Origin of the sequence: Streptomyces turgidiscabies Car8 (assembly GCF_000331005.1) — a bacterium.
Lineage (GTDB): Bacteria > Actinomycetota > Actinomycetes > Streptomycetales > Streptomycetaceae > Streptomyces > Streptomyces turgidiscabies.
On the sequence record NZ_AEJB01000495.1, the window covers coordinates 20,312 to 27,303 of the forward strand.

The 6,992-nt window shown below is 67.8% G+C and carries 7 protein-coding genes; 1 reads left to right on the forward strand and 6 read right to left on the reverse strand.

Going from position 1 to position 6,992, the window contains the following annotated elements; all coding sequences use genetic code 11:
* Positions 1-72: 72 nt before the first annotated feature.
* The 6 genes from STRTUCAR8_RS35675 to STRTUCAR8_RS35700 form a co-directional block, all read right to left on the reverse strand.
* Positions 73-1,467 carry a tyrosine-type recombinase/integrase gene (locus STRTUCAR8_RS35675; protein ID WP_006381113.1) on the reverse strand — a complete coding sequence of 465 codons (1,395 nt, stop codon included), beginning with the start codon at positions 1,465-1,467 and terminating at the stop codon, positions 73-75.
* Positions 1,461-1,667: a helix-turn-helix transcriptional regulator gene (locus tag STRTUCAR8_RS35680; protein ID WP_006381108.1), complete on the reverse strand. Its 207-nt coding sequence runs from the start codon at positions 1,665-1,667 to the stop codon at positions 1,461-1,463. Before STRTUCAR8_RS35680 ends, STRTUCAR8_RS35675 begins: the two co-directional genes overlap by 7 nt.
* A complete protein-coding gene (locus tag STRTUCAR8_RS35685; protein WP_006381105.1) occupies positions 1,664-3,127 on the reverse strand; it encodes a replication initiator in 1,464 nt (487 codons plus the stop codon). The genes STRTUCAR8_RS35680 and STRTUCAR8_RS35685 overlap by 4 nt, the downstream gene beginning before the upstream one ends.
* A 153-nt stretch (positions 3,128-3,280) precedes the next feature.
* Positions 3,281-3,979 (reverse strand): DUF2637 domain-containing protein, encoded by a 699-nt coding sequence (locus STRTUCAR8_RS35690; RefSeq protein ID WP_006381095.1) that lies wholly within the window; start codon positions 3,977-3,979, stop codon positions 3,281-3,283.
* Between the two features lie 58 nt (positions 3,980-4,037).
* Entirely contained in the window at positions 4,038-5,444 is a 1,407-nt protein-coding gene (locus tag STRTUCAR8_RS35695) for an FtsK/SpoIIIE domain-containing protein (RefSeq protein ID WP_006381103.1), read from the reverse strand.
* Positions 5,445-5,648: 204 nt separating this feature from the next.
* Positions 5,649-5,999, reverse strand: coding sequence for an SCO3933 family regulatory protein (locus tag STRTUCAR8_RS35700; protein WP_006381100.1), 351 nt, complete (start codon positions 5,997-5,999; stop codon positions 5,649-5,651).
* Between the two features lie 171 nt (positions 6,000-6,170).
* On the opposite strand from STRTUCAR8_RS35700, the gene STRTUCAR8_RS49030 reads away from it, so the two are divergent.
* Entirely contained in the window at positions 6,171-6,662 is a 492-nt protein-coding gene (locus STRTUCAR8_RS49030) for a GntR family transcriptional regulator (RefSeq protein WP_063748545.1), read from the forward strand.
* Positions 6,663-6,992 lie beyond the last annotated feature (330 nt).

Sequence of the window (6,992 nt, forward strand, 5' to 3'; positions counted from 1 at the left end):
GCAGTGTGAAGGCGCCGACCTCTCCCCGTTGTGGGGTGAGGACGACGCCTGAGGTTGGACGGATCGCCCAGCCTATTCGTCTTCGGCAGACTTCAAGGCCCGTTCGATCTGCTGGTTCGCGCGCTGCTGGTTGCGGTGGATCGCCTTCGCGTAGAAGCGAAACAGAACCGCGATGCTGTGCCCCGCCCGGCGCGCGACCTCCGCCGGGGAGACTCCGGACTCAAGCCAGAGCGAGACGCCCGCGTGGCGCAGGGAGTACGGCACGTCAGCCAGCGGCGAGGACGCCTCAGACTCCGTCAGCACTGCGAGGCGAGCCGCCTTCCACGCCTCCCCGTACTCCTTGGACAGGAGGTGCCCGCCCTGGGTCGCCCGAAAGAGCCGGCCGTCCTCGGCAGTGCCGAACTCCTTGATGTGCTCGCGGACCAGGCGCACGAGAACCGGCGGGATCGGTACCGACCGGCTCGCCTTGCGGGCCCGCTTCTTCAGGCCGCGCGTATCGAACGACTCGCCTGTGTCGGTCCATCCGGAGCCGACTCGGGCCATGCTCGTCGACAACAGGGCTTCACCCCAGCCCTCTTCGGGAAGGGTGAAGTCGGCCTCACGGAGACTGGCTGCCTCCCCCGGGCGGTTGGCCGCGTAGTAGAGGCAGCCGAAGAATGCCATCAAATGCCGTCCACGTTCGCCCTGCTCACCGACAGCGTTGATCAGCGTCTTGGCCAGCTTGGGGCCGAGGACGAACCGGAAGTCGATCTCGTCGTCAGTCTGGGGTGGGGTCCAGTCGACCTTGTCGAGAGGCAGGGTCGTCAGCAACTCCCGCTCTACCGCGTACCGGAGGCAATTGCTGAAGACCGTCCGCTTGCGGTTCACCGTGTTCTCGGCAGCGGCCGTGCCGTCCTGCTTCAGCTTCAGCGCGTCGAGCGCCGTACGGACCACGGAGGGCGTGTTGAGGTCGGTGATGTCCACGGACTTCCGGCCGATCCAGTCCAGTGCGGCCACGACGTCGGCAGGAGGCTCTTCGACGTCGAGGCGCGGCCTCAGTGTTCCGTCATCGCCGAGGACGAATCGATAGACCCACGAGTAGAGCGCGATCCGGAGCACCTTCGGAGCCGGGGCCCCACGGTTGTCCTTGACGAGCTTCGGCGTGATGGTGGCGAGCGTGTCAGCGATGCTCGCGCGGTGCTTGGCCGAGGCGCTCGGCCACTTCATCTCGGCGTACGTGCGGGTATGGGCGTACCAGGTGGATGAGTTGAGCGCCTGGACCTCCGAGGCAGGCAGGCCGGTTTCAGTGTCGAACTGCTCGCGGTTGCGCAGGGCGGTCAGCAGCTCTGCACGGCGCCCGTCGGCCTGAGCCTTGATCTTGTAGCTCTTGGAGAAGGGACGGGGGCCGACGCGCCAACGGAGTTGGTGTGCCGCCGCGCGGTTGGGCCGCTTCCGTATGCCCCAGATCTGAACGTCGTAGGTCAGCACGCTTCCTGCACCTCGCAGCCGTCGAACCAGGCATCGAGGTCGGCCCGGCGAATGCGGATCTGGCCGTTGGGGAGCTTCAGGTGCTTCGGCGCCTGGCCCCGTGCGCGCATTCGGTAGAAGGCGGCGCGGGAGACCCTGATCTCAGAGAGTGCTTCGACCAGCGTCAGCGTTCGCTTGTCATCGGTGGTCGGAGTGGTCACAGCCAGGGTGCTCCTTCGGACTTGAGGCGTTCGGCATGGGTTCTGTCGTGGCGAACCTGGGCGGCGAGGAGTTCTTCGCCGGGGCGGTAGCCACTGCTGAGGTAGCTCCACGAGGAGGCGGTGACGAGGGTGGTGTTCTCGTCGTCGACCGGAAGGCCGGCCCGGACGCGGGCGGCTTCGGCCTGAGCCGTACGCCAGGCACGGCGTACGTCGCGGAGGGCGCCGAGGGTGGTCGAGTAGGCGCGCGATTTGCTGGAGAAGTGGCCGCGGAAGCCGAGCATGTGAGCCCAATTCCAGAGCTTGAGGTGGGCGAACTCGGGGAGGTGGCCGAGGGCCCAAGCGGTGCGGATCATCTGCCGGGCGTGCTGCTGGACGGGGAGGTTGGTGAGGGGTTCGGCTTGGCCGGTGCCGTCGCAGTCGGCGCAGAGGTCGCGGAAGCCGTCGGGGCCGCGTACGTGGCCGCGCCCGGCGCAGGGGCGGCATACGAGGGTGCGGTCCACGGTGCCCGCGCCTTCGGCGTTCTTGGTCGCGTACTTGGCGACGTATCCGGCGACCTTGGCGTCCGTGAGTTCGCCGTCCCCCAAGGCGGAGATCTGATCCACCTTGAAGCGATCGCCCCATCGGATGACCCGTTCGCCGACCGCGTCCGAGTCGACGAGGAGTCGGGCACGCTCGACTGCCAGGCCGACGGCGACCCGGAGGGCATCGAAGGTGGCCCAAACCGGGGGCGAGGTGGTGTGGCCGTCGGGACCGTCGAAGCGGACGACCGCGTGGAAGTGGACCAGGCCGCGCTGTTGGTACTCGGCGACTTTGGCGAAGGAGATCCGGAGGGCTGCGTTGAGTGCCTTTTGCGTCATGCCGAGGTGCTCGGCGAGGGCGCGGCGCAGGTAGGTGGTGAAGCGTGCCCACAGGGCCCCGGCGTGGGCGTTCCACAGCACGGCGCCGCTGTAGTCGTAGGTTGCCGGGCGCAGTGGGGTGCCGAGTTCGGGAGCGTCCTGGGCGTGGCTGTCACCGCACGAGCAGGGGCGGGGCTTTCCCGCGCTGGTCGTGGGGCGGTTGTGGACGGGGCCGAAGGAGGGGGCGGTGAGGGTGACGAAGGCGCGGGGGTGGTCGCGGACGGTTTCGGCGACGTTCTTGCCGCCGGACAGTCCGGCCTTGATCAGGTGGTAGGTGTCTGCGGCGTAGAGGCGGGAGCAGGCGGGGCAGCGGGAGGCACGGCGGTTGCCGCAGGTGGTGAGGAGGCGGCCGGAGGGTTCGTCTTCGGAGCGGTAGGAGCGGACCACTTGCTTGGTGGTCTGGTCGGTGGTGATCGTCCAGCCGTGCAGGTTGACCGGGCTGGTGCAGCCCCGCAGGTCGCGGACCTGTTCGGTGACTCGGTCGAAGTTGTCGGTGTTGGCCAGTTCGACCAGGTCCCGCAGACCGGGGCTGATGACGTGGCGCAGGTCGAGGGGGCGGCGCATGGGTGGCGGGGTGTCCCTTCTGGCACGAGGGTGGGCCCTGCGGGCAGCAGCGATTCAGTGCGCTCGGGCTGCTGCCCGCAGGCATGGCAGGTCGGGCCCAGGGGCGGGCGATGGTGGGGGAATTGCCGGAGGCGCCGGCGGAAGAGTGTGGTTCTACAAGGCGGCGTGCAGGGCGGTGGCCATGGGCAGGCCGATGCCGAGCCGCGTCTTGAGCTGTGCCGCCGTGATCGGTTCGGCGTGCTCGGCGTGGTGGGCCGTGGCGATGGAGCGTGCTTCGATCAGCAGCGGCTCGGGCACCTTGACCGCAGGCGAAACGGGAGCCGGGGCCACGCGAGGAGCGACCGGGGCCGGGGCCGGAACGGTGAGAGGCACCGTAGGGCGGGATACGTCAGAAGCCATCTCAGGCGCCGACTTGATCTCGTCCGGCAGGGCAGCCGGTACGGCGGGGCGCGCGACGGTGTGAAAGGCGCGGAGGAGTTGCGGGCCGACGGCGCCCCAGCCGAGGAGGAGCAGCGGGGCCACCGCGTCGACGGCGGCTCGGCCGTAGTGTCCGGCGACGATCGGTTCTGCGACGTTGAGTGCCAGGGTCAGCAGTCCGGAGAAGTGCATGAGACGGGTGGCGGCCGTCATCTGGTCGGTGGGCAGGCCGCGCAGGGAGAGATAGCGCAGGGCGACCAGGAGGCCGACCACGGAGAGGTCCACCATAGGAGCGATGAGCGGTGCGATCGGGCCTGGCACGCCGAGGCGCAGGGCGAGCGACCAGACGTTGCCGAAGGAGAAGACGAACGCCAGTGCGGCAATGACGATCATGACGGCGGTGATGGTGCGCTGAGTGATCCGGTCTTCTGTCATGAGTTTTCACCCCCTCTCCTGAGGTGTCGGGAACGTGCGAGGCGGTGGGGCGAGCTGCTCAGGCGTCGAGCTTCGTGAGACCCACGTCCGTGGTGCGAGGGCCGATAAAGGCTTCCAGCAGGGTCGATGGGTCGATGGTGAGGTTCGCCGTCTCTTCGGCGATGCGGGCCGCTTCCGCGTCGGGTACGTAGGGCGTACGGATGCGAGTGAAGCCGGGTTGCGACTGGTGGTTCATCGATGCGACGCCGACGTAGGTCGGGTCCTGGAGGTTGATGGGGTTGGCGTCCGGCCATTCCCGGATCTCGTCGCCGAGCGCGGCCACGGCGGCTTCGGCGGTCTTCTGGGCGAAGCTCAGGCCCACGGGGCACACGTCGCGGATGAAGGTGGGGATCGCGTCGCCCGTGGACTTCTGAGTGGTGAGGATGGCGAGCAGTCCTACTGACCGGCCCTTCTTCACCAGGTCTTCCACAAGCCGGGCGTTCTCGGCGGCGAGCGCGGCCAGCTTCTTCGTCTCCTGGTCGCTTCCCTTGTGGTCGCGGAAGTAGGTGTGTGCTTCGTCGACGATCAGCACGACCAGGGGCCAGCTTTCGGAAGGACCGATGTCCCACATGGACTTCACCCCGAGTACCTGGCGCACCGATGCCGACCGGGCGCGGCGCAGCTCCACGAGTTGCCGGAACAGCTTGTTGGCCTCTTCCAGGTCATCGCCCACGAAGGCGAACATGCGCTTGACCCAGTCCGCGTAGTCACCTTCGTACGCAGCCGACACCTTGCCGTCCGCGCAGGCGAACTGCACTGCGGGCGAGGGTGCCCAGTCGGAGAGAAGCCGGTTGATCAGGCTGGTCTTGCCGAAACCGGGAAGGCCGGCCACGGTCACGCCGGGCACCTGCGTGAGGTTCACGGACACGGGTTGCGCGTACTCGTCCAAGCCCAGATCCCACTGGGCCGTCTCCTCCGGTTCGTCACCCGTGGGGTGGTGCTCGGTGGGGAACTTCAACGGATCCAGCCGCACACCCCGGATGAGGATCTGCCCAGGCTTGTCCTGCGTGACCGCCACCCGTGTGCAGCGCCAGGCGTCCGCGAGGTGCGGCGCCGCCTTCTGAAACTGCGTAAGCCCGATGCCAGGCAGGCACTGTGCCCGCGCGATCACCCCGTACGCGTCGTGCTTCACCTTCAGGGCGGGAATGAGGACACGCGGCTTGATCGGCTTGCCGTTCGTGTTCGCCAGTGACGCCAGCGCGGTCGGGGTCTTGTCCGTGGCCGACAGCTTGAGCATCGGTGCGAGCCGCTTCCAGCCCCACCGCACGCGTATGGCCTGCCGTATGGACTGCCGGGTCATGGCATCGGCGCGAACGTAGCGGACTACCCACCAGACCGCCCATCCGACGACCACGGCGAGCACCAGGGCGACGACGAGCGGGACGTGACCGAAGATCCCTTGCGCCGGTGCGTTCGGATCCTGCATCTGTGGCTCTCCAACGGGTTGTAGAGGAAGGCCGCGAGGGCCGATTCGAGGGCCGCCCGATCCGCCGACGTGTCGAGGCGGGGGCGCCGTAGGCGACAAGCACGGCCGCCACCGAGGTCACGAGAGACTCGGTGACCTGGGCATCCGGCCCGGCGTGAGGCAGCGGGTAGCTGCGCTCAGCGCCGAACCGGAAAGCGGTGCCGCTCACGCCGCCTCAGCGGCCGGGGCCACCAGGTCCAGTCGGCCCGCGCGGTAGGCGATGCCGTCCGAGAGCGAACCGTTGAAGATGCGCGCCCACGGAGTGGCGAACAGCTCCACCGGCATGACCGGGACACCCGGACGGAGCCCGTTGGGCAGACCGGTTTCCGGAACGGTGATCTTCAGCGCCTCGGCGCGGTCCTCCTCCATGAAGAAGAGGGTGATCGTGTAGAGCTTCGCGCCGGTCTCACGGTCGGTGGCGAACTGCGTCTTCTCCTGGTCCGCGTACTTCGGCACCGGCAAGGTGCCGACCATGAACGAGGAGGTGGGGAGCAGGCCAACACGAATGCGTGCCATGGGAGTTGGTTCCTCTCGATTGCGCTCCACCGGGGCGGCGGGGCGTGTTCTCCATTGAACATAGCAGACCTAGCAGTGTCAAGTGAATCGGGTGAGCTAGGTATCAACTGACATAGGCCACCTATGTCAGTGGGGTGTGCTAGGGGTGCTAAGAATCGCTACTCTTGGGCCATGAGCCCCGCGCCAGAGAGCAAGCAGGACCGTCGGCCGCCGTATCAGCACGCTGCCGACGAGATTCGGCGCGACATCTTGCAGGGGCGGATCAAGCCGGGCGAGCAGATGCCGTCCATCCGCGAGCTACAGGAACGCTTCGGCGTGGCCAACATGACCGCGAGGTCCGCGCTCAACGTGCTGCGGGACGAGGGCCTGATCTACACGATCCATGGTCGGGGCAGCTTCGTCGCGGACCACGGTGCCGGCGGGGAGCTCTCGGCGGACTACACCGCTCCGGCTTGGTACTTGGCGAACAGGGGCGAGGGCCACGGCCAGGCCGAACAGGGGGAGGGCGGGCCCGACGACACCGAAGCTGCCGCAGTCGCCGGGACCACCCTTGCCGAAGTACTCACCGCACTACGTGACGAGATCCGTGCTCTCAGCGTTGATCATCAGGAACTGCGGCGCGAGGTAGAGGAACTGAAGGCAGCTCAGCAGCCGAAGCCGTAGTCCTGAGCTGGGCCACTTCCTCTCGCAACTCCCTGGTCTCTCTGCTGAGACGAACGACCATGGCCCGCATCTCCTCGATCAACGCGACTACTTGATCCGTGTCCCCGACCTGAATGCTGGTCGACCCCATTTCGTTGTCCGGTATGTGCTCGGCCATCGCTCCCCGCTTACCGCCGTGCCGTCGTTCCGTGCCGCACTTGCTCGAACCGTCGGGGCATGCCCACGGCATCCGTGCCTCTCCCAGGTTGATCGACCGCTGCCCATCGGTGCTGTTCAGAGTTTCTTTACTGGATCAAGGCGGACCGCCTACGGCGGGCCGCGCGCGCTGGC

Excerpts from the sequence above, each read along its gene's own strand:
- STRTUCAR8_RS35685 (WP_006381105.1), bottom strand. The coding sequence starts at position 3,127 with ATGCGCCGCCCCCTCGACCTGCGCCACGTCATCAGCCCCGGTCTGCGG.
- STRTUCAR8_RS49030 (WP_063748545.1), top strand. The coding sequence starts at position 6,171 with ATGAGCCCCGCGCCAGAGAGCAAGCAGGACCGTCGGCCGCCGTATCAG.
- STRTUCAR8_RS35695 (WP_006381103.1), bottom strand. The coding sequence starts at position 5,444 with ATGCAGGATCCGAACGCACCGGCGCAAGGGATCTTCGGTCACGTCCCG.
- STRTUCAR8_RS35690 (WP_006381095.1), bottom strand. The coding sequence starts at position 3,979 with ATGACAGAAGACCGGATCACTCAGCGCACCATCACCGCCGTCATGATC.
- STRTUCAR8_RS35700 (WP_006381100.1), bottom strand. The coding sequence starts at position 5,999 with ATGGCACGCATTCGTGTTGGCCTGCTCCCCACCTCCTCGTTCATGGTC.